This is a genomic window from Actinoplanes sp. NPDC026670, from assembly GCF_040638175.1.
Lineage (GTDB): Bacteria > Actinomycetota > Actinomycetes > Mycobacteriales > Micromonosporaceae > Actinoplanes.
The window spans coordinates 80,035-102,955 of the sequence record NZ_JBEZXU010000023.1 but is presented as its reverse complement, the minus strand read 5'-3'; the positions used below and the strand labels follow the sequence as shown (position 1 = coordinate 102,955).

Sequence of the window (22,921 nt, the reverse complement as noted above, 5' to 3'; positions counted from 1 at the left end):
AATTTGTACGGGTCAATGCATCCGAGTTGCGGAATGACGTGTGCCGGTTCCGGAACCATGAAACACGTCAGGAACCGGTCCGGTGGACTCCCGAACCACCAGCTCGGTCGCCAGCTCCACGTGCAGCGCGTCGAGGCGGTGCCCGCCCAGCATCCGCAACAGCAGGTGCACCGCCATCCGCCCCATCTCCTCCAGCGGCTGGCGGACCGTGGTGAGCCGTGGCCGGCACGCCTGGCCCAGCTCGATGTCGTCGAATCCGGCCACCGACAGGTCCGCCGGCACCCGCAGCCCCCGCTCGGCGGCCGCGTGCAGCGCCCCGATCGCCATCTTGTCGTTGAACGCGACCAGCGCGGTCGGCCGGTCGGGCAGGTCGAGCAGCTCGGCGGCGGCCCGGTGGCCCAGCTCGACGGTGGGCTCGGCGACGAACCGGATCAGCTCCGGCGCCGGCAGCACCCCGGCGTCGGCCAGCGGCGCGAGATAGCCGGCGAACCGGTTCTCGCCGGCCAGCCAGTCGCGCGGCCCGCCGGCGATACCGATCCGGCGATGACCGAGTTCGATCAGATGGGCGGTGAGCTGCCGGGCGCCGGAGAAGTGCGCCGCGGACACCGCGGCCAGATTCCGGGGCGGCGGGGTACGCGGATCGAGCACCACGAACGGAAAGCCCCGGTCCCGCAGCCGGGCCAGCTCGGCCCCCGGCTCCGGGGGCAGGATCAGGATCGCCCCGGCCACGTCACGGCGGCCGGTCAGGGCGGTCAGCACGTGGTCGCGCTGGGCGGCCACCCCGGCGTTCAGGATCACCTGGAGCCCGTGCGGCTCCAGGGCCTCGGTGACCGCCGAGACGATCAGTCCGAAGTAGTCGGTGAGCAGGTAGGGGCAGCGCAGGTAGATCCCGGTGGCTCGTTCGCCACGTCGGCGCGGCGCTTTCTGGCCCAGCTCGCCCATCGCGGCGAGCACCCGCTCCCGGGTGTCCGGCGCGACGTTGGCCCGCCCGTTGAGCACCCGGGAGACGGTCGCGATGGACAGGCCGGTCCGGGCAGCCACGTCCCGCACGGTGGCCCTTGTTTCATCGCTCTGTTTCATCGATCGGACGATACGGGCTCTCGCTTGCGACCGTTACGCCAGCGGACCACCGAACCGTAGAGGAACATCGCGGCCAGCACGCCCGGCCCGCAGTGAACCGCCAGCACGCCGGCCAGGCTCGGGCCACCCCAGTCGTTCGCATAGGTGGACGCATCGGTCACGTCGATCACGAACGGTTCGGCCACCGCCCGCGCGACGAAGAACAGCGCAACGACGACGCTGAACACTCTGAGCAGCAGGTTCATGTCTTCGACGTTAGGAACCATGACTCCGGGCCGCATCGGGTGGATCCCCCATGCGGCCCGTAATCAGGTTCAGTTAGTGGCGTCGGCCAGGCTCGTGATCGAGACTGCGGCCTTGATGTAGGGGTTACGACCCAGGTCGCCGATGGTCTTCACGTTGAACGCCTTGGCCAGCGCCTCGGCATCGGCCTTGCTCACCCCGGCGAGCGCGTCGACGGGCGCGTTCGGCAGGGCGTGCAGGTCCAGGTCCTCGAACTTCTTGTCGAGGAGCTTGTCGAGATTCGCGGTGACGGTCATGCGGATATCCCCTTCGTCGCATCGTTGCGTCGTGTGGGGCCCGGCCCTGACCCGGCCGGGCCTTCTGACGTCACCTTCGGCCGTCCCGCCGCCGGCCTGAGCCGGTTTCCCGTTCCGGCATGTGCGCGCACGTCAGGACGCAGGTCCCCGGAATTACTCGGATGATCGGCGGAACGGTTTGCACGAAAAGCCATGCCGGCTGGCACGGACGGCATTTCGCCACGGCGTATCCAATAACTAAGGTAGTCGAATGCCGACCGACACCAGCACTTTTCAGATCATCGGTTGCATCGTGATCTCGGCCTTGGCCTCCTACGCCGGAGGCCGTTTCCATCAGTGGTACAAACTAGGCCTGGACCGTGACCGATCTTTCCGGGAAGGCTACCGACACGGCTATCAGACGCTGTTTCCACTCGTTTCCCGGACCAGCCCCGAGGATCTCTCCCCGGAAAGCGCCCGCGACTGATCCGAAATTGCGTGACGGCAGGGCCGGGGAGGATTCCTGCCCTGCCGTGTTCACACACACCGCAGGATCACGCGAAACAAGCCGTCGAGAATTCCCCCCTCTCCAGTGCCGAGCACCCGCCCCGCCCACGTCCGATCCTGGCGATCCGACCACTCAAGATCTCCGGGAGCCGACGGGGTCTTCGTGATGAAGAACCTGATTTCCGCCACGCCGGTCGTCGATCGGGCGGATATCGCCGGACGCCTGACCGACCGCCCGCCGATGACCGTTCAGTGGACCCCGGGAAGGGGCGCTGAATCCGAGAAACGCTCACGGCCGCCAGCGGATATCGCAGCCAGTGACCCCCTGGTCACCTCAATGGCTTAGTGCGGCCGGGCGGTACCTGTGGCCCCATTGCCGAACCCGTCTCATCCGTCCGGGCACCCGGCAGCGCCCGAAATCCCGACGCGCAATTGACGCAAGTCGGCTGACCGGGGTCGACAATCCCTCGAAATAGTTCGCACAAGGGTATTTCGGCACCTTGCACAACGGCGGGTCCATCTGGTAGCCGGGCACCACACGCCGAAAATAGACGATCCTGATGCAGGCCGACATTTCTGGCAAGTTATTCCTTGTGGAACAGATGGACACCAACCTGCCGACCCGCTGGCGGGCGGCCTACAAGGCGGCGCTCGCGCTGCTGGAGAGCGACCAGCCGTACAGCGACCCCTCCGACCCCGTGGCGCGTGCCCGGGTGCAGCGAGCCCGGACCGACACCCGCAGATGGATCCGCATGCAGAAGCTGCTCGCGGCGACCGGCGGGCTCTCCCCGGTGCAGCGCTTCTTCGTCGCCCAGATCCCGGACAACTGGCGCGAGATCGACCTCCAGCGTCAGCGACGGGTGCGTACCCGCCGCGAATGACCGCGGCCCGGTGACGCCGCCCGGGGCGTGCTCACCCCGGCGCCTCGACCGGTCCGCCCGGCCCCGGTGGCACGGCGTCCAGCACGTCGGCGGCCTGCGGGTGTTCAGCCCAGAGCGCCCGCAACTGGCCCTGCAGGAACAGGGTGATCCGGTGCCGGTAGTCGTGGTCGAAGGCGGCCAGGTTCTCGACCTGGCGCTGCAACGCCTCCCGCTGGATCGACAGTCCACCGACGGCGTCCTCGTAACGCTGCTGAGCCTGCACCCTCAACTGCTCGGCGTAGGCGCCTCCGGCGGACACGATGTGTTCGGCCTCGGCCCGCGCGTCGGACAGCAGCCGGTCCGCCTCGACCCGGATCCCGTCGGCGTACGAACGCGCCTCGGCGACGATCCGTTCGGCGTGCGCCCGCGCTTCGGCGACGTGGTCGTCGGCCGTGCGCTGGGCCAGGGCCAGGATCGCGATCGCCCGGTCCGGCGGGGCCGGCTGTGGGGGCGGCGGCGGCTGGTGGACCGGCATGCCGTCGACGTCGCGCTGGAGGGGCATCACCCCGGCGTCCGTGATCACGACCGGCACCCACCGCACAGGTGGCCGCCGTGGTGCGCCGGGCCGCAGCCGGCCGGGTCGGTGTGCAGAGACATCCGCGGGAACCTTTCTCGGATCAGGAGGCCGTGGACGGTGTCCTGACGGCCGCGACCGGGTGATTCCCTTTAAATCGTTCGGAAACGGTCAAAGGAAGCAAATCCCCAGCCTCCCGTTCGCATGAAAAAGGGCCGATTCTCACTCGTTCGGTCTCCACCGCACGGGCCGTTGCCGCGATTTGATCTCGCTCACCCGGCCGAACGGGATGATCCAATCAGCACGATCACCAGGAAAGGCGAAAGAGATCATCGGGACACCGCGGGATCACGACACCACGGGGCGACTGGTCCGATCGGGCACTCACCGGCGTGCCTTCTGACGGCAACGGTGCACCCACGGCTGACGTCCACCGTCGTCGAACGTCAGTTTCCAGTCCTGACGAGACGAATTTCCCGAAGCTGTCGCGGCGATCTCCGGGAAAGCGCCGACGGCGCATTCCGACGTCGAGAATCCGCTATCCGGAAAACGTTCCGCCAAGGACGGAAGGCATGAAAGAAGGTAATGCGGCATGACAGCACCCGGCAACTACCTCCTGTACTTCCTCCTCACGCTCGCCATCGTCATGTCCACCGGCTATGCGGTCGGCCGGATCCACCAATGGCACCGGCACGGGGTGGAGCGGGACAAGGCGTACCGCACCGGATACGACGAGGCCTCGCGGTCGATCATGCGGTTGATGGGTGATCCGAAACAGACCGGCCGACCGCTGAGCGCCGCGACCGCCCGGCTCGCCGCCGGCCCGTACCACCATCCCGAGGCGGACGGCCCACGGAATCCGCTCAATCAGCGCCGGGTCTATCCGGCCCACCGGAGCTGAGACCGGTCAGCGCAGGGCGATCAGCCGGTACCGCGCCTTCAGCCAGGGGATGAGCTGCTCGTAGGCGGTGATCGTGTCCGGCTGCTGGTAGTCGTGGGACAGCACGATCGCGCCCTTGCTCACCTGCTGCCGTACCGTATCGACGATCTTTGCGACGTGCTGCTCGCCGGTCTCCCCGGCCGGGTGGTCCCAGTCCCGCGGGTCGACCTGCCAGTAGATCGAGGTCATGCCGAGCTCGGCCGCCACCGAGACGAACGGCTTGGTGAAGTTGCCGCCGGGCGCCCGCATGTACTTGATCTCCGCCCCCGGAACCGCCTGCCGGATCGCGTCGTTGGTGCGCTCCAGGTCGGCCCGGATCACCTCGGGACGCTCCTTGCCGAGCGTCAGGCTGTGCCGCCAGGTGTGGTTGCACAGCGTGTGGCCCTCGTCGACGATCCGCCGGACCAGGTCCGGGTGCGCCGCCACGTTCTCCCCGACCACACAGAACGTGGCCTTGACGTGCTGTTCGGCGAGCAGGTCGAGCAGCCGGGGCGTCTGCACCGGGTCCGGGCCGTCGTCGAAGGTCAGCGCGACCCCGGCCTTCCCGGTCTTCCGCAGGCTCTCCGCCGGACCGTCGCCGCGGCGGCCGGGACGCACGGACGGCGCCGGCGTGGCCGGTGTGGGCCGCACCGACTCGGACGGCGTGACGTCGGGCGTCTCCGTCGGCCCCGCGGACGGCTCCTCGGAGGGTTCCTCGGACGGCTCTGCGGAGGGCTCGGTGGGTTCCTCGGACGGCTCGGCCGACGGTGACGGCTCGATCGACGGCGACTCGCTGGCCGGAACCCGGGCTCCCGACGAGATCTCCCCAGCCGTGGCCGTGCCACAACCGGCCAGGCCGGCCACGAACAGGCCGACCAGAAACACCTTGGGGGTACGCATCCGGAAACTCCGTCCGAGGGGTGTGAACGAGGACGGGAGAAATATCGCGGAGTTCCGGTCGCCGATGATCGCTCTCGATCGAGCGTGGCACTGACCCGGGAGAACCGGGTGGGTGCGGCCGCCGCCTACGATCGCCGCCATGCCGATCAGCCACGGGCGACTACGCCTCGCCATGCTCGGGGCCGCGTTCGTCTTCCTGGCCACGGCGCTGACGATCCGAGCGGTGGCGCCCCTCGGCAGCTGGCCGGAGCAGTCCTCCGGCACCGCCCTCTACGCCTCGATGACCTGGGCCGGCGTGCGTTTCCTGGGCCCCCGCCTGAGCCCGCTCGCGGCCGGTGGGATCGCGCTGGCCTGGTGCTGGGGCGCCGAGCTGTGCCAGCTCACCGGGATCCCCGCGGCGCTGTCCGCGGACAGCCTGGTTGCGCGCCTCGTGCTCGGCGCCTCCTTCGACCCGATCGACCTGATCTGGTACCCGCTCGGCATCGTCCCGCTGGTGATCTGGCACCACCGGCGCACCGCCCGCCGCTGAGACGACCGCGCCGCCCGCCACCGGGACAACGGTGCCCGGGCGCCCCTGAGGAGCACCCGGGCACCGCCACGGGGTGAGGAACGTCAGGCGACCGGGTCGAGCCGGCGGCTGGGCTGCTCGGCCGGCCGGGCCGCGGGCTTGCGGTCACGCAGCAGGATGCCGATCACCGGAGCGGCCAGCACGGTGGCGATCGCCAGCACCCAGAGCGCGGTGTGGAAGCCGTCCGAGTAGGCGCCCGCCGCGAAGTCGACGAACGCCGCCCGGGACGGCTCGGCCACCTGCCCGGCCACCGCCGCGAGGTCACCGGAGACGATCTGACCGGCCGCCTCGGACGCCGGCGGCGCGCCCGCCGGCTGGTAGGCGCCGATGCCCTCGGCCAGCCGGGACGTGGTGAGCCCGGCGAGCACCGAACCCATCGTGGCGATCGCGACGACCTCGCCGGACAGCCGCATGGTGTTGAACATGCCGGCCGCCATCCCGGCCCGCTCCGGCTCGACGCTGCCGACCGCGGTGGCGTCCAGGATCGCCAGCGAGATGCCCATGCCGGCGCCGATGGTGAGCAGCGGGCCGGCGATGGCCAGCACGCCCACCCCGCGGTCGATCACGGTGAGCCAGGCCGCGCCGCCGCCGACCAGCAGCAGCGTCACCACCAGCAGCACCCGGGCCGAGACCCAGCGGGACAGGTATCCGGCGACCGACGGCATCACCAGGGTCGGCGCGGTCAGCAGGAGCAGGGTGATGCCGGCCCGCTGGGCGCTCACCCCGTCCACCGAGATCAGGTAGGACGGGAGCAGCACGAGCAGGGTCACGAAGCCGAAGGCCAGGGCGACCGGGACCAGGCAGGCCGCCACGTACTTGGACTGACGGAACAGCGACAGGTCGAACATCGGGGCCGGCTGACGGCGCTCGGCCACCACGAACGCCACCATGAGCAGCGCGCACACTCCGAAGAGGACCAGCGTGACCGGGTCGGTCCAGCCGATCTGCGGGGCCTGCACGACGGCGAGCACGAAGGCGAGCAGGCTGCCGGAGAAGGTGATCGTGCCGAGCCAGTCGACCCGGGACGCGACCGCCGACCGGGACTCCGGCAGCAGTCGGCTGACCAGCAGGACCAGCACCGAGACACCGGCGTGGACGGCGAACACGGCCCGCCAGCCGCCGACCGAGACCAGCAGGCCGGACAGGAACGGCCCGAAGGCCAGACCGAACCCGAACGACGTGCCGAGCGCGCCGAACGCCTTGCCCAGGGCCGGGCCCTGGAAGGTCTGCGCCAGGATCGCGCTGCCGCTGGTCAGGACGGCCGCGGCGCCGACGCCGGCGAGAGCGCGGGCGATGTCGATCACGATGATCTGGCCGGCCGCCGCGCTGACCGCCGAGGCAGTGGCGAACAACACTGAGCCGATCACGAACATCCGGCGGCGGCCGAGCCGGTCGGCGAGCGACCCGGCGGCCAGCATCAGGCTCGCGAACAGCAGGTTGTAGGCGTTGACCACCCACTGGAGGGCGGCCAGCGAGGGCTCCAGATCGGCGTTAATGCCGGGCAGCGCCATCGACGACCCGGTGAGGGAGAGCGGCAGCAGACCACCTGCCACGCAGACCGTGATCAGGGTGAGGGTGGGGCGCGATGCGGACGCGCCGGATCCCTTGTCAGACATGGGATGCGAGCTCCTTGCTCTGCGGGAATGCGCTGTCCGGCCCGCCCGACCGGCGGCTCAGAACATGGACGCATATTCGAACTCTGATACTCAGTCGAATCCTGACGCTTCCGGAGCGGGCTGTCAAATGTCCGGCATGCCGTGCAGGTACCCGCCGCGGGCGGCTCTGAATTAGGATGCGCATCAGAGTCCTGATGCTCATGCGAGAGCAGGGATCCGACAGAGATCACAGAGGGGTGGGAACGATGCCGGAGAACCATCCGGTCCTGGTGGTGGGGGCCGGCCCGGTCGGCCTCACGGCTGCCGCGATCCTTCTCGGGCGCGGTGTCGACGTCCGGGTGATCGACCGCGCCACCGCCCCCAGCGAGTTCAGCAAGGCACTGCTGGTGTGGCCGCGCACGCTCGAGGTGCTGCGCCGGCTGGGCGGCGGGCGGCACATCGCCGAGCACGGGCAGGACGTCGCCGACTTCCGCTACTGGTCGGACGGGCGCCCGGTCTGCCGGATCCCGTTCGGCGCCGCCACCCGCCCGAAGATCATCATTCAGCCGGACGTGGAGGCGATGCTGCACGCCGCCCTCGCCGACCGCGGCGGCAAGCCGGAGTGGCAGACCACGCTCACCGGGCTGAGTCAGGACGACGACGGGGTGACGGCCACCCTGCGCGAGCCGGACGGCGGCACGCGCACCCACCGGTTCAGCCACGTGATCGGGGCCGACGGCGCCGGCAGCACGGTCCGCGGCCTGCTCGGGCTGGAGTTCGAGGGCGCCACCTATCCGCAGACCTTCGTGCTCGGCGACACCTCGGTCGAGGGCGCCGCCGAGCCCGGCTCGGTGCACTACTACCTCTCCCCACGCGGCGTCCTGGTCCTGGTGCCGCTGCCTAACGGGCGGCACCGGGTGTTCACCGCCGCGCCCGGCGACCTCACCTCCGACGACGTCAGCCTGGAGCTGCTCCAGGAGCTGGTCGACGACCGCGGGCCGGGTGGCCTGCGGCTGCACGACCTGTCCTGGAGCGCCGCCTTCCGGATCCACGCGCGGCACGTGGAACGGCCCCGGGACGGGCGGGTCTTCCTGACCGGCGACGCCGCGCACATCCACAGCCCGGCCGGCGGGCAGGGGCTGAACACCGGGGTCACCGACGCGCACAACCTGGCCTGGAAACTGGCCGCGGTGTGGCACGGCGAGCTGCCGGCGGAGGTCCTCGACTCGTATGAGCCGGAGCGCTCCGCGGTGGCCCGGTCGGTGGTCCGGCAGGCCGAGGCACAGACCCGGGCCTGGCTGCTCAAGAAGCCGTGGCAGGTGGCGGCCCGTGACCTGACGGCGAGCCTGGCCGCCCGGACCGGGGTCTTCGGCAGGCACTACGTGCCCTGGCTGACCGGCACCCGCCACGAGTACCCGTCCGGCCGCACGATCGCCCCGCAGGCACGCGGTGTGCGCCGGCCGGTCCGGCACGGGGCGCTGATCCCGAACGTCGCGGTCTCCACCGACGGCGAGATCTGGCGGCCGATCCGCGACGTGCTGCCGGACGATCGTTACACCCTGCTGGTGACCGTCGCCGACGGAGTGGACCCGCGCCCCGGGCCGGCCTACTTCGGGCTGCTCCGGGCGTACCCCCGATTGATCTCCGGATGGGCCCGCGCCGGGACGCTGCTGCAACCCGCCGGAGACCAGCCGGGCGGAACGGCCGGAGGCCGGGTCGCGGTGACCCTGATCCGCCCGGACCACTACGTCGCCGTGCACGAGACCGACCCCGCACTGCCCGCCATCACCCGCCACCTGGCCGCACTGACCCGGCCCGGAAAGGAAGCACAGTGATCGACACCACCACGCTCGGCACGGACGGACCCGCGGTGGGCCGCGTCGGCCTCGGGTGCATGGGCATGTCCTGGGTCTACGACGAGCAGGGCCGGGACGAGACGACCTCGATCAAGGTCATCCACGAGGCGCTCGACTCCGGCGCGACGCTGATCGACACCGCCGACATGTACGGGCCGTTCGACAACGAGTACCTGGTCGGCCGGGCGCTGGCCGGGCGGCGTGACGACGCGGTGCTGGCCACCAAGGGCGGCCTGATCGTCGACGGCGCCCGCAATCTGCACCGCAACGGCCGTCCCGAGCACCTGCGCGCCGCTCTGGACGCCAGCCTGCTGCGGCTGCGCACCGACCGCGTCGACCTCTACCAGCTGCACCGGGTCGACCCGGCGGTGCCGCTGGCCGAGACCTGGGGCGCGATGGCCGAGATGGTCGCGGCCGGCAAGGCGCGGGCGATCGGGCTCTCCGAGGCGGACCCGGCGCAGATCCGTGCGGCGCACGCCATCCACCCGGTCACCAGCGTCCAGTCCGAGTTGTCGCTGTGGACGCCCGACGTGCTGGCCGGGGTGCTGCCGCTGACCGAGGAGCTGGGCATCGCGCTGATCCCGTTCTCGCCGCTCGGCCGTGGCTTCCTGGCCGGCCGGTTCACCTCGCCGGACGATCTGCCGGCCGGTGACTGGCGGCACGGCAACCCGCGGTTCCAGTCCGACACGATGGCGCAGAACCGGAGGATCGCCGAGGTGGTACGCGAGCAGGCCGCCCTGCTCGGTGTGACGCCGGCGCAGCTCGCTCTGGCCTGGGTGCTCGCGCAGGGCCGGTTCGTGGTGCCGATCCCCGGCACGAAGAACCCGGTCTACCTGCGTGACAACCTGGCCGCCGCGTCGGTCGAGATCCCGGCCGAGGTGCTGGCCGTCCTCGACGGGCTGCCCGCCGCCGCCGGCCACCGCTACTGAGGAGGGGCCGGATGGACGCGCTGATCCTCATCGACCTCCAGACCTGGATCACCCGGATGCCGCTGTCGCCACGGCCCGGGGCCGAGGTCGTCGAGCGGTGCGCCACGCTCGCCGCGGACTGCCGGGCAGCCGGCGTCCCGGTCTGGCACGTGCGCTACCTCGACGGCGCCGGACCCGGCGCGGACCCGGCGGCCCCGCGCAACCGGATCGTGCCCGGCCTGGCGGTACGCCCGGACGAGCCGGTGATCACCAAGTACGGGCTCGGCGCGTTCGGCGGCACCCCGCTGGCCGGAGAGCTGCGCGCCGCCGGGGTGACCGGTGTGGTGCTCGCCGGCATCGCCCTCTCGCACGGTGTCGGTGTCACGGCCCGGGAGGCGGCCGCCCTCGGCTTCCGGGTCACAGTGCTCGAAGACGCCACCACCAGCCTGTCCGCGGAGGGACATCGGCAGGCCGTCCAGGTGCTGAACGGCCTGGTCACCGTCGTTCCATCGGCCTCCTGGGGAGTATCGGAGGTAGAACACATATCAGGACACTGATAGAGTGGCCGCATTCTTCGACCATCCTCGCCAGGGAGGCCAAGCGTGCCGACGACGACGCGACTGCCGATCGACCAGCGACTCGGCAACCTGGTCAAGCGGGCCGAGCAGGTGGTCATCGCGGGCAAGACCGCCGTCCTGCGCGATCTCGACCTGACCGTCCCGCAGTACAGCGCGTTGCTGGTGCTCGGCGAGCATCCCGGGATCTCCGGGGCCAATCTGGCCCGTCGCTGCATGGTCACCCCGCAGACGATGGCGACGATGCTGGCCAACCTGGAGACGCGCGGGCTCGTCGAGCGGCGCCGCTCGGAGGACCACGGTCAGGTCCTGGTCTCCCGGCTCACCCGGGCCGGCCAGACCTTGCTTCGCAAGGCCGACGAGCGGGCCGTCGAGCTCGAGCTGCGCATGGCCGAGGCCTTCACCGTCACCGAGCAAAAGCAATTCCAGGAGTACGTGGAACGACTCATCACCGCGGTCGAGTCCGCCGGGCGGTAACCCGGGCGGCGACGGCCGCCCACTTCACGGGGGATCCGCACCATGACCACGCATCGGCTCCGGCTGCACGCCGCGACATTGGAACTGCCCGTCACCACCGACGCCCTGTCCACCGCGATCGCCGAGGACCGGTTGCGCGGCCGGCATCCCGACGTCGACCCGGCGACCACCCTGCCGGTGACCGCCGGCAGCCCGGTCGACCTGGCCGCCGCCGCGGCCCGGACCGTCCTGGAGCGCACCGGCCATCCAGGCGCCGAGGTCGAGGACCTGTACTACGCCTGGACCTACTTCCAGGGCGCCCACTTCTGGTCGCCGGCCCACGCGCTCGCCGACCGGACCGGGCTCACCTCGGCCAATCCGATCGGCCTCCAGCAGATGTGCAACGGCGCCGGGGCCGCGGTGCACCTCGCCGACCGGGCGGCCCGGGCCGGCGCCCCGTTCACCGCGATGATCTGCACGGGTGACGCGTTCCGGGGGCCGGGCTTCGACCGCTGGTCAGGTGACTACGGTGTGCTCTACGGCGACGCCGGGACCGCGGTGCTCGCCGTCTCCTCGGCGCATCCGGCCCCGGTCGCCGGTCCGTCGAGCACCCTGTTGAGCCTGCACACCGGCGCCCTGCCACATCTGGAGAGCATGCACCGGCCGGTCGGCACGCCGGTCGACGCCGCCCCGGCCGGCGCGTGGCCGATCGACGTGCAGGCGACCAAGCGGCGCTATCTCCAGGAGCACGGCGGTGATTCGCTGGCCGAGGCGATGCGCGGCATGGTCGGCAAACTGCTCGCCAAGGTCTTCGCCGACCTCGCCGAGCAGGGCCGGGCCGCGGACGGCGTGATTTATCTGCCCCGGCTCATGAATGCGACGCTGGATTCGCTCTACGCCCCGGCGGTGGCCGCGCTCACCGATCTTCCACAGCGGCGTCTCGGCGATCTGACCGGACATCTCGGCGCGGGCGATCTGATCGCTAATCTGGCGGACGCCCAGGCGACCGCCGAAAAGCCACGGACCGACATTTTCATCAGCGCCGGCGCCGGATTCACGATCAGCATCGCGGCGCTCTCCTCCTGATCTCCCATTTCTGGGCGGTAAATAGTCGGTGACTGTTTACCGCCCGCCATTCTCGAATCGATTCGACAATACCGCCGAACCAAACGGCGCCGCCGGGCGGAACCGGTCTCGGCCGATTCCACCCGGCGGCGCCGGACGTTGCGTGAATGGTCAGGCGGTGACCAGTCGCCGGTCGAGCACGATGTCGACGGCGGCCGCCGCGCGCCTGGTCTCCTTGCTCTCCACCACCGAGGATTCGAAGGCGGTGTACTCGATCGCGACCGACGCGCAGCGCCGGCCCGCCTGCGAGACGTCGACCCGCACGGTCATCGACAGCCGCTCGGGCCGGGCCACGTCAGCCTGCTCGACGTGCAGGTCGAGGGTCGCCCCGATCGGGAACAGGAAGTTCTCGAAGGTGACGTTCATCGAGTTCAGCACGTAGTAGTAGTGGTTCTGCGGCCAGGCGCTGGCGTAGAACCGCTCGGTCACGGCCAGGAACATCTGCCGCGCCGCCTCGACCGACACCATGCCCTGAGTGTGCTGGCCGGTCTGGTGGTCGAGCAGCAGCTCGTTGTCGTTGTGCACCCGCAGCGTCGCCGCGAAGTGCCCCTCGGCGACCCGGTGCAGGCCCGCCACCAGGATGTTCGTCTCCCTGTGCTTGTGCGCCTCGCCCCGGCGAACCAGCGGCTCGTCACGTGCCTCGATGGTGATCCGGTCCTCCAGGCCGCGCCGGGCCAGCGCCTCGGCCAGGTGGTCCCACTCGTAGCGGCCGACACCATCCCCGGCCACCAGCACCAGGTGTTCGTCCAGCGAGTCCAGGGCGCCGCTGCCGAGCGAGCGGGTGAAGCCGCTCAGCGTGCTGACGCGCTCGTGCTGCTCGAGGCCACGGAACCGGTCGCCGACGATACAGATTTTTCGCACAATGACTCCTAGTTGAAATAAACAGGCTCGTCTTCGCGCAGCCGGAATCGACTCGGCGCGCGCGGAAGCATGACAGGAAACCGGTCGGCCACCTGGCCGCCGGCTGACTAGGACTGCTTGTCCACTAGGACGAAACGACTCGCATGAGATATCCCCCGATTTCCGCCGGGCCGTCCCCCAAGATGTCGGCCACAGTCGCGTTCGGACCGAACGTATCGGCTCTTCTCTTTGAGTGTCAACAGACTTGAGCGGTCGCGGAGGTGACACATCCTACAATGGCATGTGCGCCCGGTCACAATCGCTTTCCGGACATCGGGATTGACCCTCACCGACGCCACTGGATACTTTCGATCGGACAATGCAGAAATAGATCCGGGTATTTGCAGCCGGAAGCAAATTGATCAATTCGGGGGAACGCCATGCGCACCGTTATCACCGGCCGCCGCGCCGGGCCCGCACCGTCCGGCATCCTGGGCACCGGCTCCTACCTGCCGGAACGCGAGGTCGGCAACGACGACGTCGGCCGCCCGGCCGGGGTCGACCACGAGTGGATCCTCGGCAAGACCGGCATCCGGACCCGCCGGTGGGCGGCCCCCACCGAGGCCACCTCCGACCTGGCCGCGATCGCCGGGCGGCGGGCGCTGGAGCAGGCCGGGCTGACCGCCGCCGACATCGACCTGATCGTGGTCGCCACCTCCACGCCGGACCACCCGCAACCACCGACCGCCACCCTGGTGCAGGCGAAACTCGGGGCCACCGAGGCCACCGCCTTCGACCTCAACGCGGTGTGCAGCGGCTTCGTCTTCGCGCTGGGCACCGCGGAGCGCTTCCTGGCCGGGCGGGAGGGTTCCCGGGCTCTGGTGATCGGGGCCGACGTCTACTCCCGCATCCTCAACCCGGCCGATCGGCGCACCACGATCCTGTTCGGTGACGGCGCCGGCGCGGTGATCGTGGGCGCGGTGCCGCACGGCTCCGGGGTGCTCGCTCACCGGCTGATCAGCAACGGTGACCACGCGGACCTGATCAGCGTGCCCGGCGGCGGCAGCCGCGCCCCGCTGACCGTCGACGCGATCAACGCCGGCGACCAGTTCTTCACCATGAAGGGCCGGGCCGTCCGCGATTTCGTCGCCAGCCACGTCCCCGGGCTGGTCCGGCGGTTTCTGGCCGACAGCGGGGTGGATCCGGCGCAGGTCAGGCACGTGGTGCCGCATCAGGCGAACGGCCGCATGCTCGACGATCTGGCCGCCGACCTCGGTCTCCCGCACGCGTCGGTGCACCGCACCGTGGACCGTTACGGCAACACCGGCGCCGCCTCGGTGCCGGTCACCCTGGACGCCGCGGTCCGGGCCGGCCATGTCGAGCGCGGCGAGCTGGTGCTGCTCGTGGCGTTCGGCGGCGGCATGGCGGTCGGCATGAGCCTGGTCCGGTGGTGACCGCCGTGCCGATCGCCTTCTTCGACGTCGACGAGACCCTGGTCGACACCAAGAGCATGTTCGACTTTCTGCGGTTCCACCTGGCCGCGCAGGGCGACGACGGCACCCGGTACGCCGAGCAGGCCGGTGGGTTGCGGCGGGCGGCGGCGTCCGGGGTACCGCGCAGCGAGATCAACCGGGCCTATTACCGGCTCTTCGCCGGGGAGAGCTGGAGCGGGCTGCTGGCCGAGGGCGCGCGCTGGTATGCCGAGTTGCTCACCCGCCCCGAGCCGTTCCTCGCCGAGGGCCTCGCGGCACTTCGGTTGCATCAGGCCGCCGGGCACCTGATCGTGCTGGTCTCCGGGTCGTTCCGGCCCTGCCTCGATCCGGTGGCCGCGCACCTGGGCGCGGACGTGGTGCTCTGCACCGAGCCGTTGACCGACGGCTCGGGCCGGCTGACCGGTGAGGTCGCCGCCCCCATGATCGGCGACAACAAGCGGGACGCGGTCCTCGGCCTGATCGCCGAGCGGCGAGCGGACCCGGCACGCTGCTTCGGGTACGGCGACCACTCCAGCGACCTGGCGTTCCTCGCCGAGGTCGGCCACCCCACGGTGATCGGGCGCGATCCCGACCTGACCGCGGTGGCCGAGCGCGAGGGCTGGCCGATCCTCACCGCCACGACCTGCGCCGCTTGAACCGCGTGGTGACTTACGGCTCGAATCGGACCACACATCACCACGCCCCGGGGATGGTGGGTGTGCGGGGACCGGATGGCCCCCGCACACCGGGTCGGTCAGCTGCCGGAGATGGTGAACTGTGAGCCCGGCTGGATGACGATGTTGCCGTCGGCCGAGTTGGTGATCTGGACGTTGGACAGGACCGCGTTACCGCGTGCCCCGCTCATCGCCAGGATTCCGGCGCCGTTGTTCGACCTGTCGATGCGTACGTTCGTGATGGCGACGTTGGGCATGTTGCCGCCACCGTTCTTGAACTGGATGCCGTCGTAGGTCGAGTCGATGATGTCGGTGTCCCGGATCGTGACGCCGGTGATGTCCTTCGTGGACGGGAACAGGGTGATCGCGCCGAACTCCTGGTCCTCGTTCCAGAACGCCCCGCCGGTCCGGTACAGCCCGTTGTTGGCCAGCAGCGTCGTGCCGGAGAACGGCAGCGGGCTGTGATCGGTGGCGAGCATGATGCCCGGGTAGTTCGCGGTGTCGTACACCAGGTTGTTCTGTGCGCTGTTGTTGTAACCCCCGTAGATCGCGATGCCGTTGGCGCGCCACGGCAGCTGGACGGTGTTGTTCAGGAAGTGGTCGTCGTGGTTGATGTCCACGTTCTGGTCCTTGACGTACGGGTTGGCCCAGATCGCCAGCGCGTCGTCACCCGTGGTCCGGAACGAGGAGTTGAAGACCCGCGAGTTCCGGGTGCCGTTGGAGAAGTTGATGCCGTCGGCGAAGGTGTTGCGGATCCGCATGCCGGTGAACTCGAGACCGTCACCCGGGTTCCAGTAGGCGGGCGTGTCCGAGTAGTCGCGGCCGACCCAGGCGCCCACGTTGACGTGCTCGATCCACACGTTGCTGATCTTGGTGTTCTTGCCGAACCGGCCGTTGAGGCCGTGGCCGCGGTTGGCCCGGTTCTGCGTGTTGCCGAAGATCGCCAGGTCGGAGATCTGGGTGTTGTCGTCGATGTCGAAGCCGACGTTGCCCTCGTGCGGGTGGTTGATGTTGCCGGTCACCTGGTGCGGCTGGGTGTTCGAGTAGAGCTGGGTGTGCCACATCCCGGCGCCGCGGATCACGACGTTGCGGATGCCCTTCTGATTCCATTGGCCACGGGTCGGGTCCGGGGACAGGATCTTCTGCTCCTGGCGCCACTGGCCGGCCGGGATCCAGACGCAGGGGATCACGCCGTTCTCGTCGTCGGTCACGGCCCGCTGGATGGCGGACGTGTCGTCGAGCCCGTCGTTGGCGACCGCGCCGTAGTTGGTGATCGAGACGCAGCCGGACGGCTGGCTCAGCGCCGGGGCCACCTGCTCCAGGTCGATCATGTCGATGACGTAGAAGCTCGCCGTGTCACCCGAGTCGCGTTGCAGCTTGAACCGGGTGCCCACCGGGTACGACTGGCCCAGCAGCGCGTTCGACTCGTCGAACAGTCGGCGGGCGTCGGCGCTCGGGCTGTTGGACAGCGACTCGGTGTCGTCCGTGGTGCCGTACAGCCAGCTGTTGCGTGAGCTGAGCGTCAGCTTCCGGTTGAACACGTCGTTGATGTAGAGGCTGATCGTCCAGTCCTGGCCGCCGCCGCTCGACGCGTCCGGCACCGAGTTGCGGACCACGATCGAGTTGGCCTGGTTGGTCGAGGTGAACTCGACGAACTGGCCGGCGCTGCTCAGGCGTACCGACTGGCGGCCACTGGACTCGGTGGCGAAGTTGGTGTGCCCGAACGTGCGCAGCGGGTCGGCCTGGAGCAGGGTGCCCTGGTAGCGGGCGGCCTCCGCCTCGTAGGAGGTGTACGGCACGGCGGCGCCCCGTCCGACCACGATGGAGCGGGACAGCGTGTTGTTGTTCTCGTTCGTCTCGGTGACCACACCCGCCGAGTCGGCCGTCGCGACCGCGGTGGCGCCGCCGCTGGTGGCCGTCCACGTGCCGCCGATCGTCACCGTGACGGTGGCGCCGGCCGCGATCGCCGGAGTGGCCCCGGTGAGGGTGGACGAGCCGACCGTCACCCGGGTGGTGCTGGCGCCCGCGGCGTCGATCCCACGGTTCTGCACGGCGACGGTGAAGCTGACCGCCGCGCCGACCGCCGGGTTGGCCGGGTTCATGTTGATCGCGGTGACCTGGAGGTCCGGACCGGGCGCTTGTCCGACCACCAGCTGCGAAGCCGCCGTGAAGGTGTTGTTGTCGTTGTTCGTCTCGGCCACGGTGTTCGCCGGGTCGACGGTCGCCGACACGGTGTAACTGCCCTGCGGCCGGGTTCCGGCGCTGCCGCTGACCGTCGCCGTGGCACCGGCGGCGAGCGCGGGCACGTCAGCGCTGGCCACGACCGTACCGCCGAGCTTGAAGTCGATCTTGGTGGCTGCCGCGGCGACCGTGCCCGCGTTACGGACGGTGGCGGTCAGGGTGATCGCGGAGGTCTCGTTCGGGTTCGCCGGGCTCCAGGTGGCCGAGGTGACGACCAGATCCGGCGCCGGCGCCCAGGCGCCGATCACCTGCAGCTCGGCGACCTGGCCGCCGGGCGCGCCGGTGTTGCTGAAGAACTGGAGGCGTACGTCCGAGGCCCGGCCGGTGACCGGGATGGTGACCGTGTTCTGGTTGCCCGACGGGTTGAACCCGTAGTCGGCACGGGCCTTCAGCTCGGTGAACGTGGTCGCGGTGCCGGCTCGGCCCTGCACCTGGATGCTCTGCGTGCGCGCGCCCCAGGCGGTGTCCGGGTTGAGTTTGACGACCAGGCCGGTGACGTCGGCGTCGGCGCCGAGCTTCACGGTCAGCGTGGACGGGAACCCGGCCGACTCCCAGTAGGTGCCGGTGTTGCCGTCGTTGGCGTTGGTCGCCACGAAGTTGAAGACCGCCGAGGACGCCTCGATCGCCTTGCCTCCGGCCAGGTTGCCGCCGGCCGGCGGATCCGGGTCGGGGTCGACCGGACCGGCCACACCGTAGATCTCCAGCTCGGCGAGCTGACCGGCCGGCCAGCCGGTGTTCGCGGTGATGTGCACACGTACGTACCGGATGGTCGTCGCAGTGAAGTTGATCGTGACGGTGTTGCCGGTGGACGGGTTGAACACCCGGCCCGCGGACGCCGACAGCGTGCTGAACGAGGAGCCGTCGGTGCTGCCCTGCACGCTCAGGGTCTGCGTGCGGGTGGCCCACGCAGACGCCGGCGGCAGTTTCAGCACCACCTGGTCGACCGCGGCGCTGCTGCCGAGATCGACCTGGATCCACTGTGGGAAGACGTTGTTGGGGCTCTCCCAGTAGGAGTTCGGGTTGCCGTCGTTGACGGCCGAGGCGGGCTGTGCTCCGAGCGAGCCGCTGGCGCTGGCCGCCTTGCCGAGCGCGAGGTTGGGCCCGCCCGCCGCGTGCGCGGCCACCGGGGTGAGACCGAGGACGGCCAGTGCGGCCGCGAGGGCCGCGCTGACCAGCCGTCGGCTGAGGTTTATCGGCTTCATGAGGTCCGTCCTGTCGGACCGGCGCAGGGGCCACCCAGGAGAGGGGCGCCGCCACGCCGAGGGGGGAAGGGACTCAGCAGTGCAAAAATTTCGTCTCTCTGCCGACTTTTTGCATGCCAAGGCATTCAATGTTTCAGATGTGTCATCTGTTCGTCAACGTTGTGCGTCCAGAACGTGCAGAACGATGGTGGTGGCTGATGCCCGGCCATACAGTCGGCCGCAGTGGCGGGAGGTGCCTTATGTCGGTGGGCGACTACTTCGAGGTGCTGGCCTGGGGCACCGCACTGGTGTTCACCGGGTTCGCCGTCTGCTGGCTGGCGCGCGACCAGACCGACCGCCGGGCAGCCGCGGCCCGGGTCGCGGCGGTGGAGATCGACCCGTACCACGCGATGGCCAGAATCGGTCGGCCGGCCGACATGGAGCGGGCCGCCGCGGCGGCGCTGCTACTCGACGGCCGGGTGCGGATCGACGCGGCGGGACTGCTGTCGCCACCGGCGGACGGCGGACCGGACGTGCCGCCGGATCATCCGGTCGAGGTCGCCTTGCTGGACACCCTGAGCCGGCGGGCGGCGCCGGCCGCACTCAACCAGCTGACGGTGCCGCACGCCGGATTCCTGGCCGGCCAGGATGTCCGGGTCGGCGTGCCGAAGTGGTTACGGAGCCGGTGGGCGCACCACAACCCGGCCGACCACCTGCAGATGGCGGCGGCGACGGTCGCCCTGCTGCTGCCGTTCCCCTGGGCGGCGCCGATGCTGCGGGGCACACACCCGGACGGGACCTTCGTAGACGTCTTCGACTTCGTGTTCCTGTCCCTGTTCCTGGGCGTGCTCCTGCTGAGCATCGTGGTGATGACCTGGCCCGAAAGGCGCGATCACTTCCGGCCACACCTCGCCCGGACCCCGGCCCCACAGGCACTGGACTCCCTGACCGAGGAACAGACCCGAAATCTCCGGGCCAGCGCGCTCTGACGGTGTCAAACGTCACTCGGGTTCGGTGCGCTCCAGGTCCGGATCCTCCCGGTAGTCGCTGGTCACCGTCACCGCCTCGGTCTCCGGCCGGTACCCGGGATCGAGCCGCACCAGGTCCCACTCGTTGATCCAGGCACGCACGTACTGCCGCATCCGGTTGGCGCCGAGGCGTTCCAGCCCGGTCACGTCGGGTGGGTGCCAGCCGAACGCCTGTCCGTGCAGGTCACGCAGCCGTGCGTACACCTGCTTGAGTTCGGTGTCGTCCGGCGGGGTGAGCAGGTGCATCTCCCGGTCGATGATCCGCATGCCGAGCTCGGCCGAAACAGCGAGTTCGGCGGCGTCCGGCGTGCCCTTCGTGCGCAGCCGCTCCGGCACGACGTGACGATCGTTGCGACCGGTGATGACGGCCGCCTCGAAGTCGTCGGTCATCGCGAGCACCGCAGCCGTCGGCGTGCCCCGCCCCTGCTCGCCACGCATCCAGCGAGCCAGTTCCGCGTACGACTTGGCGCGCTGGAGCAGGGAGTACCGTCCGATGAGTTCGACCTCGTCGAAGAGGACGAGCCAGCCGGGCGCTCCCGCCGCGGCGAGCAGGCGCGCCGCGAACCGCAACCGTTGCCGGGCGAGTTCGGCTGCCGCGACCGGCGAGAAGACCGGTCGTTGCTCGCCGATCTCCCGCATCCGTTTACGCAACTCCGGGATCGCGATCGTGTCTCCCGACCAGAACCGCAGGATGGTCTCGGCGAACGCGGGGTCGCGTTCCCGCAAGTGAGCGTAGAGCGTCAGGGTGGCGGGGAATCGTTCGTTCAGTTCCGAGCCGCTCGACGACGCCCAGCGCAGCAACTCGGCATAGGAGCGGCCGTCCAGGTCGAGCCCGGCCGCCGCCTCGATGATCGCGGGACGGGCCTGCCCGTCCCGCAACGCGGAGTCGGCCGCCGCCCGGAAGACCTTGGCCGGGTCGTGCAGCGGTGTCTCCTTGCTGATGACGACCCGGCTGACGGTCCACCCGTTGTTCAGCGCCAGCCGGGCGAGATGCTCCAGCAGGTGGCTCTTGCCGGCGCCGAAGCCACCGCCGATCAGCATGCTCGCGGGCGAACCCGCCGCGGCCGAGGAGCACATCGTCTCGAAGCGGTCCTCGATCGCCGACTGTCCACTGCCGAGCGCCGCCACCGCGTCCCGGCTTGGCACTCCCGCCCGCAACGCCTCGATCGCGCGCCTGGCGATCACGTCGGTCGTGCCGGTCATCAGATCACCTCCGAGGGCTCGGAACCGATACGGACCAGCGAGGCGTACGGGTTCGGGCGGCGCCGGTCACGCACCTCGTCAGCGACCCGCATCTGCAGAGCCGTGTACGCCGGCAGCCCCCGTGCCTCGTCATGGACCAGGGTGGGCGGAACCTGCACCGCGACGAAGAGCCCTTCGATCTCGTCGACTGCATCGATCAACTGCCGGACCAGCTCGTACGCGTCGAGCGTCGCGGCTTTCGCGTAGTAGAACCCGTCCCGCAGGCCGGCCGGTGGGCGCCGGGTCACGGCGAGCCGGTCCAGGTCGAGACGCAGCACCAGCCCGGACCGGCCGGCGATCCGCAGCCAGCGGGTGAGCGAGAGCAGCAGCGGCCGGGCGTTGTAGCGGTTCACCTTCGTGTTCAGTCCGACCCGGCGCAGATCCGCGGCGGGCAGCCGCTCGCCGTGCAGCCAGCCGACCACCGTCTCCCGTTCATCGGCGCTGACGTCACCGCGGCCCAGGCGTTCCTGGCAGAGCCGCAACATCGCGGTCCGGAACTCATGGCTCATCTCGGTGTCCCGCAGTACCAGCTGTTCGACGGCGCGGCGAACGCTCCGGTACAACTCGGCGGCGTCCACGTCGTGGTGCCGGGCGGTCGCGGCAAGGTCGATGCCGTCCAGATCAGCGGGCGCGGGGAAGCCGGCGTGGTCCAGGGCGGCCTGCACGACCGAAGCGGCCAGCCCGATCCAGTCCACCTGGCGGGCGACGGCGGTGAACACCTGATCGATCAGATGTACGCGTGTGGTCACGGCGTCCACCTCGGCGTACACGAAACCGTCGCCGATCGTGGCGAGACCGCCGGCCAGCCGGTCCCGGGTGGTGTCGTCCGCCGGGCACAGCAGCTTGACCGAGGTGCCGCCACGCGCGATGTATCCGGCCAGGTAGTCCCGTTCGACGAAGGTCAGGTACTCGTCGACCCCGATCTCGGCAGTGCTCACGCCCGCCTACTCCGGCTCGGTGTCTTCGGAACTGAACGACACTCCCCAGTACCGCTGCTCCTGGCCGTTCCGGGCCACCGTGGTCAGCACCCCGGAACCCTTCGTGCCGGTGCTGGCTGACCAGCGCAGCGTCCGAGGGCTCCGCTCGGTGCTGGTGACACCGCTCTGGTCCAGCAGGTAGAGGTCGCGGGCGAACTCCTGCCGGGAGTACTGGGTGCGCTGGCCCGGCATCATGGTCAGCACCGTCCAGAGGTCGACGAGCCGGACCACGGTGTCGGCCCGTTTGCCGTCGGCGGCGACTCGCAGCTCGTAAGCCGCCCGGAGGCTGTCCAGGAACTGTTCGGCCTTGAACCGGACGCCCCGTTCCTGCGCCTGTGCCAGCACGCTGACCAGCACCGAGGGACGTAGCCGCCGGTCCCGGACCTTGTCGATCTCCATCGCCGCGTCGTTGGGGAGTACCCGCAGCAGCGACGGGTAGCACAGCAGCCGGTCGTCGTCGCCCTCGACGATCGAGAGCCCGCGGGCCTCGGCCTCGGCCAGGAGTTCTTTGACGTACCCGCCGGAGGAGAGGTACGCCCGCTCGTCGAAGGTGAACTCGCTCTGCAGGGCACCGGTGTCCACCGCGAGTCGGCCGGCCGTCGCCTGAGCGGTCGCCAGCGCCTTGCGCAGGTCGCGGACGTGACCCGTCCGGGCTGCGCCGAGCGCCCGCTTGAGCTCACGCACGGCGATGTTGGCGCCGCGCAACGCTTCTTCCAGTCCTCGCTCGGTGGCGGCGAGAGCGTCCTCGATGCTCTCGGCGGCCTCTACCTGATCGGGTTCTGACACGAGGTCCGGTTCTCCCATCTTGCGGAGCGTAGCGGCTGC

General features: G+C 70.2%; 23 protein-coding genes. 12 read left to right on the top strand and 11 right to left on the bottom strand.

Annotated features, from left to right (window positions below; all coding sequences use genetic code 11):
• Window positions 1-12: 12 nt before the first annotated feature.
• The 3 genes from AB0E94_RS23265 to AB0E94_RS23255 all read right to left on the bottom strand — a co-directional run bounded on the left by AB0E94_RS23265 (window position 13) and on the right by AB0E94_RS23255 (window position 1,619).
• On the bottom strand, window positions 13-1,080 hold the full coding sequence (locus AB0E94_RS23265) for a LacI family DNA-binding transcriptional regulator (RefSeq protein WP_360329324.1): 1,068 nt from the start codon (window positions 1,078-1,080) through the stop codon (window positions 13-15).
• The gene (locus AB0E94_RS23260) at window positions 1,077-1,325 is read right to left on the bottom strand and encodes a hypothetical protein (RefSeq protein ID WP_360329322.1); all 249 of its coding nucleotides are present in this window, start codon (window positions 1,323-1,325) and stop codon (window positions 1,077-1,079) included. Before AB0E94_RS23260 ends, AB0E94_RS23265 begins: the two co-directional genes overlap by 4 nt.
• A 69-nt stretch (window positions 1,326-1,394) precedes the next feature.
• Entirely contained in the window at window positions 1,395-1,619 is a 225-nt protein-coding gene (locus AB0E94_RS23255) for a hypothetical protein (RefSeq protein ID WP_360329320.1), read from the bottom strand.
• Window positions 1,620-1,869: 250 nt separating this feature from the next.
• Between AB0E94_RS23255 and AB0E94_RS23250 the strand changes: the two genes are divergently transcribed.
• Both AB0E94_RS23250 and AB0E94_RS23245 read left to right on the top strand, forming a co-directional pair.
• On the top strand, window positions 1,870-2,085 hold the full coding sequence (locus AB0E94_RS23250; RefSeq protein WP_360329318.1) for a hypothetical protein: 216 nt from the start codon (window positions 1,870-1,872) through the stop codon (window positions 2,083-2,085).
• A gap of 613 nt (window positions 2,086-2,698) precedes the next feature.
• On the top strand, window positions 2,699-2,986 hold the full coding sequence (locus AB0E94_RS23245) for a hypothetical protein (RefSeq protein ID WP_317788468.1): 288 nt from the start codon (window positions 2,699-2,701) through the stop codon (window positions 2,984-2,986).
• Between the two features lie 31 nt (window positions 2,987-3,017).
• Here the strand turns inward: AB0E94_RS23245 and AB0E94_RS23240 are convergent, their stop codons facing one another.
• On the bottom strand, window positions 3,018-3,548 hold the full coding sequence (locus AB0E94_RS23240) for a hypothetical protein (protein ID WP_360329316.1): 531 nt from the start codon (window positions 3,546-3,548) through the stop codon (window positions 3,018-3,020).
• A gap of 583 nt (window positions 3,549-4,131) precedes the next feature.
• On the opposite strand from AB0E94_RS23240, the gene AB0E94_RS23235 reads away from it, so the two are divergent.
• Window positions 4,132-4,440: a hypothetical protein gene (locus AB0E94_RS23235; protein WP_360329314.1), complete on the top strand. Its 309-nt coding sequence runs from the start codon at window positions 4,132-4,134 to the stop codon at window positions 4,438-4,440.
• 6 nt (window positions 4,441-4,446) lie between these two features.
• On the opposite strand, the gene AB0E94_RS23230 is transcribed toward AB0E94_RS23235, so the two are convergent.
• The gene (locus AB0E94_RS23230) at window positions 4,447-5,358 is read right to left on the bottom strand and encodes a polysaccharide deacetylase family protein (protein WP_360329312.1); all 912 of its coding nucleotides are present in this window, start codon (window positions 5,356-5,358) and stop codon (window positions 4,447-4,449) included.
• A gap of 139 nt (window positions 5,359-5,497) precedes the next feature.
• On the opposite strand from AB0E94_RS23230, the gene AB0E94_RS23225 reads away from it, so the two are divergent.
• Window positions 5,498-5,887 (top strand): DUF2809 domain-containing protein, encoded by a 390-nt coding sequence (locus AB0E94_RS23225; RefSeq protein WP_360329310.1) that lies wholly within the window; start codon window positions 5,498-5,500, stop codon window positions 5,885-5,887.
• Between the two features lie 83 nt (window positions 5,888-5,970).
• On the opposite strand, the gene AB0E94_RS23220 is transcribed toward AB0E94_RS23225, so the two are convergent.
• The gene (locus tag AB0E94_RS23220; protein WP_360329309.1) at window positions 5,971-7,542 is read right to left on the bottom strand and encodes an MFS transporter; all 1,572 of its coding nucleotides are present in this window, start codon (window positions 7,540-7,542) and stop codon (window positions 5,971-5,973) included.
• A gap of 245 nt (window positions 7,543-7,787) precedes the next feature.
• Between AB0E94_RS23220 and AB0E94_RS23215 the strand changes: the two genes are divergently transcribed.
• The 5 genes from AB0E94_RS23215 to AB0E94_RS23195 are packed head-to-tail and all read left to right on the top strand — an operon-like array spanning window position 7,788 to window position 12,402.
• Window positions 7,788-9,356, top strand: a complete 1,569-nt coding sequence (locus AB0E94_RS23215; RefSeq protein ID WP_360329307.1) for an FAD-dependent monooxygenase — start codon at window positions 7,788-7,790, stop codon at window positions 9,354-9,356.
• Complete coding sequence (locus AB0E94_RS23210) at window positions 9,353-10,306, top strand: aldo/keto reductase (RefSeq protein ID WP_360329305.1); 954 nt, start codon at window positions 9,353-9,355, stop codon at window positions 10,304-10,306. The genes AB0E94_RS23215 and AB0E94_RS23210 overlap by 4 nt, the downstream gene beginning before the upstream one ends.
• Before the next feature lie 11 nt (window positions 10,307-10,317).
• Window positions 10,318-10,842: an isochorismatase family cysteine hydrolase gene (locus AB0E94_RS23205; protein ID WP_360329303.1), complete on the top strand. Its 525-nt coding sequence runs from the start codon at window positions 10,318-10,320 to the stop codon at window positions 10,840-10,842.
• Between the two features lie 45 nt (window positions 10,843-10,887).
• Window positions 10,888-11,337, top strand: coding sequence for a MarR family transcriptional regulator (locus AB0E94_RS23200; protein WP_360329302.1), 450 nt, complete (start codon window positions 10,888-10,890; stop codon window positions 11,335-11,337).
• Between the two features lie 42 nt (window positions 11,338-11,379).
• The gene (locus tag AB0E94_RS23195) at window positions 11,380-12,402 is read left to right on the top strand and encodes a hypothetical protein (RefSeq protein WP_360329300.1); all 1,023 of its coding nucleotides are present in this window, start codon (window positions 11,380-11,382) and stop codon (window positions 12,400-12,402) included.
• A 150-nt stretch (window positions 12,403-12,552) separates the two neighbouring features.
• On the opposite strand, the gene AB0E94_RS23190 is transcribed toward AB0E94_RS23195, so the two are convergent.
• Complete coding sequence (locus AB0E94_RS23190; protein WP_360329298.1) at window positions 12,553-13,302, bottom strand: AfsA-related hotdog domain-containing protein; 750 nt, start codon at window positions 13,300-13,302, stop codon at window positions 12,553-12,555.
• A 419-nt stretch (window positions 13,303-13,721) separates the two neighbouring features.
• Here AB0E94_RS23190 and AB0E94_RS23185 point away from each other — a divergent pair, with 419 nt between their 5' ends.
• Window positions 13,722-14,735: a ketoacyl-ACP synthase III gene (locus AB0E94_RS23185; RefSeq protein ID WP_360329296.1), complete on the top strand. Its 1,014-nt coding sequence runs from the start codon at window positions 13,722-13,724 to the stop codon at window positions 14,733-14,735.
• Window positions 14,729-15,409: an HAD-IB family hydrolase gene (locus tag AB0E94_RS23180; RefSeq protein WP_360329294.1), complete on the top strand. Its 681-nt coding sequence runs from the start codon at window positions 14,729-14,731 to the stop codon at window positions 15,407-15,409. Before AB0E94_RS23185 ends, AB0E94_RS23180 begins: the two co-directional genes overlap by 7 nt.
• 98 nt (window positions 15,410-15,507) lie before the next feature.
• Here AB0E94_RS23180 and AB0E94_RS23175 read toward each other — a convergent pair whose 3' ends face one another.
• A complete protein-coding gene (locus AB0E94_RS23175; protein WP_360329292.1) occupies window positions 15,508-18,870 on the bottom strand; it encodes a CARDB domain-containing protein in 3,363 nt (1,120 codons plus the stop codon).
• Window positions 18,871-19,115: 245 nt separating this feature from the next.
• Between AB0E94_RS23175 and AB0E94_RS23170 the strand changes: the two genes are divergently transcribed.
• Entirely contained in the window at window positions 19,116-19,838 is a 723-nt protein-coding gene (locus AB0E94_RS23170; protein ID WP_360329290.1) for a hypothetical protein, read from the top strand.
• 12 nt (window positions 19,839-19,850) lie between these two features.
• Here AB0E94_RS23170 and AB0E94_RS23165 read toward each other — a convergent pair whose 3' ends face one another.
• From AB0E94_RS23165 to AB0E94_RS23155, 3 genes are read right to left on the bottom strand one after another with little or no spacing between them, the layout of a single operon-like run.
• Window positions 19,851-21,080, bottom strand: a complete 1,230-nt coding sequence (locus AB0E94_RS23165; protein WP_360329288.1) for a BREX system ATP-binding domain-containing protein — start codon at window positions 21,078-21,080, stop codon at window positions 19,851-19,853.
• Entirely contained in the window at window positions 21,080-22,057 is a 978-nt protein-coding gene (locus AB0E94_RS23160; RefSeq protein WP_360329286.1) for a BREX system ATP-binding domain-containing protein, read from the bottom strand. Before AB0E94_RS23160 ends, AB0E94_RS23165 begins: the two co-directional genes overlap by 1 nt.
• Before the next feature lie 6 nt (window positions 22,058-22,063).
• Window positions 22,064-22,900, bottom strand: a complete 837-nt coding sequence (locus AB0E94_RS23155) for a hypothetical protein (RefSeq protein WP_360329284.1) — start codon at window positions 22,898-22,900, stop codon at window positions 22,064-22,066.
• Window positions 22,901-22,921 lie beyond the last annotated feature (21 nt).

Excerpts from the sequence above, each read along its gene's own strand:
- AB0E94_RS23235 (WP_360329314.1), top strand. The coding sequence starts at position 4,132 with ATGACAGCACCCGGCAACTACCTCCTGTACTTCCTCCTCACGCTCGCC.
- AB0E94_RS23165 (WP_360329288.1), bottom strand. The coding sequence starts at position 21,080 with ATGACCGGCACGACCGACGTGATCGCCAGGCGCGCGATCGAGGCGTTG.
- AB0E94_RS23195 (WP_360329300.1), top strand. The coding sequence starts at position 11,380 with ATGACCACGCATCGGCTCCGGCTGCACGCCGCGACATTGGAACTGCCC.
- AB0E94_RS23265 (WP_360329324.1), bottom strand. The coding sequence starts at position 1,080 with ATGAAACAGAGCGATGAAACAAGGGCCACCGTGCGGGACGTGGCTGCC.
- AB0E94_RS23225 (WP_360329310.1), top strand. The coding sequence starts at position 5,498 with ATGCCGATCAGCCACGGGCGACTACGCCTCGCCATGCTCGGGGCCGCG.
- AB0E94_RS23260 (WP_360329322.1), bottom strand. The coding sequence starts at position 1,325 with ATGAACCTGCTGCTCAGAGTGTTCAGCGTCGTCGTTGCGCTGTTCTTC.
- AB0E94_RS23205 (WP_360329303.1), top strand. The coding sequence starts at position 10,318 with ATGGACGCGCTGATCCTCATCGACCTCCAGACCTGGATCACCCGGATG.
- AB0E94_RS23250 (WP_360329318.1), top strand. The coding sequence starts at position 1,870 with ATGCCGACCGACACCAGCACTTTTCAGATCATCGGTTGCATCGTGATC.
- AB0E94_RS23215 (WP_360329307.1), top strand. The coding sequence starts at position 7,788 with ATGCCGGAGAACCATCCGGTCCTGGTGGTGGGGGCCGGCCCGGTCGGC.
- AB0E94_RS23230 (WP_360329312.1), bottom strand. The coding sequence starts at position 5,358 with ATGCGTACCCCCAAGGTGTTTCTGGTCGGCCTGTTCGTGGCCGGCCTG.
- AB0E94_RS23185 (WP_360329296.1), top strand. The coding sequence starts at position 13,722 with ATGCGCACCGTTATCACCGGCCGCCGCGCCGGGCCCGCACCGTCCGGC.
- AB0E94_RS23220 (WP_360329309.1), bottom strand. The coding sequence starts at position 7,542 with ATGTCTGACAAGGGATCCGGCGCGTCCGCATCGCGCCCCACCCTCACC.
- AB0E94_RS23255 (WP_360329320.1), bottom strand. The coding sequence starts at position 1,619 with ATGACCGTCACCGCGAATCTCGACAAGCTCCTCGACAAGAAGTTCGAG.
- AB0E94_RS23155 (WP_360329284.1), bottom strand. The coding sequence starts at position 22,900 with ATGGGAGAACCGGACCTCGTGTCAGAACCCGATCAGGTAGAGGCCGCC.
- AB0E94_RS23175 (WP_360329292.1), bottom strand. The coding sequence starts at position 18,870 with ATGAAGCCGATAAACCTCAGCCGACGGCTGGTCAGCGCGGCCCTCGCG.